Source organism: Oleiphilus sp. HI0128 (assembly GCF_001635365.1).
On sequence record NZ_LWGG01000830.1, the window covers coordinates 1 to 2,192 of the forward strand.

The 2,192-nt window shown below is 44.8% G+C and carries 2 protein-coding genes; one reads left to right on the plus strand and one right to left on the minus strand.

Features of this window, described 5'->3' with window-relative positions:
- Positions 1-661: DMT family transporter (locus tag A3763_RS12695; RefSeq protein ID WP_068760102.1), on the plus strand; the 661-nt coding region annotated here is incomplete at its 5' end.
- A 16-nt stretch (positions 662-677) separates the two neighbouring features.
- Here the strand turns inward: A3763_RS12695 and A3763_RS12700 are convergent.
- Positions 678-2,192 (minus strand): outer membrane beta-barrel protein (locus A3763_RS12700; RefSeq protein WP_156495073.1); only part of this gene is annotated, 1,515 nt, incomplete at its 5' end.

Below are 2,192 nucleotides of genomic sequence, written 5' to 3' on the forward strand. Positions count from 1 at the left end.
TCTCGCCGGTGCAGGCTTAGGCCTACTGTTAACGGCTGGCGCTGCTTTTCAGCAAATCAGCTTGGCCTATACTAAAGTCGCCAATGTGGCTTTTATCACCGGCTTTTATGTCGCGCTTGTCCCGCTTATCGGTATCTTATTTAAGAAAAGTTACCCTTTACTGACCTGGATTGGTGGTTTGATTGCTCTGTGTGGCTTGTCCTTACTGAGCGGTTTTGATGGAAAGTTTAATTATTTAGGTGATGGCTTGGCACTTGCTGGAGCCGTTTTTTGGGCTCTTCACTTATGGGCTATCAGTTTCTGGGTGGGCAAGCATGACTTGCTTGTTCTCGCACTTTTTCAATTTATTGTCTGCGCTTTATTAAGTTTAGTTTTTTCCCTGAGCTTTGAGGGCGGCCCTATGGCTAGTCTCAACTCTGCTTATCTTTGGGCCTTGTGTAGTGGCATCTTCGTTGTGGGTATGGCGTATACACTTCAGGTCTTTGCTTTAAAGAAAGCAGACCCCTTTATTGCAGCGATCATATTTTCGATGGAGTCTGTTTTTGGCGCAATGGTTGGTTACTGGGTATTCGATGAAGTCTTAGGTATGTACGGCTTTGTGGGAGCTATACTGATGCTTCTCGGTTTTGTACTTGCGCAGTCTCATGAGAAACAGAACTAATAATCGTTATTGATTACTACTGAATCCTGATACAGCCTGCTTTTTCAGTACAGCACCCTGTTTTATCAACTTCGACTCCACGATCCGATAGCGGACATTCATCGAGTTTGTCTATCACGCCATCCTGGTCTGAATCGAGTTGGAGCTGTAGATTCTCAAATGGGGTTCTTACGATTTTTTCCACTTTAGGAATGTGTTTTTTGAAGCCAAAATAACGGCCTATATGAAAGCCGCTGAAGCGAGCATCTTTGGCATGATTGGTATAGTCAAAGCTGATGAACCAGGGACTATCGGTGAATCTGTAGTAAGCACCGATTCCCCAGGTAACTTGTACAGTTGACTCTTCTTCATAGCCAATACGCGAGTCTGTTGCTTCTGTATTGAGCCAGGTTCCCCCAAGTTTGAAGTGGGCATTGAAAGGCTTATATTGGGGTAAGAATCGATATGCAATCATTAGACTTGGGGCTCGGTATCTAATCGCCGCATCTAGACTTGCATTTAGGGTGGGGTTACTATTTTTTAAGCCCGCTTCCCCCAGGAAAGAATAGTCTAACTCCAGTGCCCATTTTTCACTGAGATGGCGACCAGCCAAGAAACTAAAGCCAATACTACTTTTGTCATTACTTGACCAGCCGTTACTTTCTCCAGAGGGGGCCAAGTAGCTATAACCTAGCCCGGCGGATACATACCAACAGGGTTGAAATAAGAGTTCTGATAAATCGTCAAATTTTAGCTCCTGAGCACACTGATTATTGTTGTCAGCCGAGGCATCATTTACATGCATAAGCAGAGGTAAAAAAACTATCGCCATCCAGAAAGCATGCTTGTGTTGTATTGCTCTGTAGCTCTTATAAAGCCAGGGAAGTAAAAGCAGCAACCATGCTAGATGGGGATTAATGGTGCCACCTGTTCCACTTTTGGCTGTGCTAATACCAGTGTCGTCATCTTCGGCAAGGTCGATAATCCCGTTGTTATCAAAGTCACCGTTTTCCAGGCCGTCAGGGTAGCCGTCATTGTCGCTATCGCGGTCCCGGTAGTTTTCAGTTCCATCTTCATCGCTATCGATAAGCGTAGAGAAAACATGACTGCTTAAGCCTGACGATGATGATAGCAGGTCAACCATACCGTCATTGTCGCTGTCAATCTCACTAAGGTCCGTACCCGGAAGATTCGCTTCTTGAAGGTCCGTTACTTCATCATTGTCCGAGTCAAGGTCCTGAAAATCGGGTACACCATCGTTGTCAGTGTCTGACACGGCAAAAGCTGACGTGATCGCATCGTCTAGGCCATCTGCATTTGCATCAACGACTGTATCGATTACACCGTTGCTGTCCAGATCAATTAGTCCTGAATTCGACTCTCTTATATCAGTTAAACCATCATTGTCACTATCCAAATCAATTTTATCAGGTTGTCCGTCAGCATCGGTATCGACAGTGAAGTCCCCTTCAATAATGTCAGGAATACCATCATTATCATCGTCTAGATCGTCAGAGTTAGTGATACTGTCACCATCAATGTCTATGGATGA